This window comes from Psychrobacter sp. 1Y4 (genome assembly GCF_051847555.1).
This window is the reverse complement of sequence record NZ_JBPYDE010000334.1, coordinates 1-842: the sequence shown is the minus strand read 5'-3', so window position 1 is coordinate 842 and position 842 is coordinate 1. Positions and strand designations below refer to the sequence as shown.

Genomic DNA, 842 nt, shown 5'->3' with positions numbered 1-842 from the left:
ATCCTCATCGCCTTTATTATTGCCTGAGCCTGTTGATGTCGAAGCGTAATTATCTTTATCAAAGCTGCTAGCATCGAAGCTATCAGCCTCAAAACTGCTGTCACTATCCATCGCCCCATCATCAATACTAGATTGCTGCAGTTTCTCCCAACTGTCAGTGCTATCGTCACCATAGTCTGTATGGCTATCAGATCCTGCGCTAGATGCGTCACTGCTGCTTTGGTTCCAGCTATCAAGTGTTAATGACTCGCTTAGCTCATCTGCTCTATCGTCACGGTTATTCTCGTACTCGTCATCATCTTCTTCGATACGTTCAAGCAGCGGATTACTATCCAGCTTGGCTTGAACCTCTTGTGCAAGCTCAAGACTAGAGAGCTGCAGCAATTTAATGGCTTGCTGCATTTGCGGTGTCAGTTTTTGTGAGGTGCTTAGCGTGCTCGCCAATCCGAATGACATACTCATGGGCGGCTTATTACACTCCAGTTTTGGTGATATTATATTTATTTTGCCAATTGAGGCCGTGACATAACCTGATCAGGACATGACGATAGCATTTTTTGTGACAATTTTGCTACGATAATTTATATTCTACCCAGATACGATTGGTATGTTTCTTATATAAACCTATCACTTTTATCTCAATAGCCAACCAATAAATATGAATGGCCTGTTCACGATCATCAAAATTTTATTATAAAAATAACGTAATGAGCGACCATCAATACTCAACATTTACGGAGAATATTGTCATGCATGACCAAACAAATATCCCTCAATTTACCACAGCTGCCATTCAAATGAACAGCCAGCAAGACATCGATAGCAATTTAGCGAATATAAAA

The 842-nt window shown here is 40.9% G+C and carries 1 pseudogene; it reads right to left on the bottom strand.

Going from position 1 to position 842, the window contains the following annotated elements:
- A pseudogene (locus ACS8FC_RS16150) lies at positions 1-462 on the bottom strand (RNA polymerase factor sigma-54); the annotation flags it as partial.
- Between the last annotated feature and the right edge of the window lie 380 nt (positions 463-842).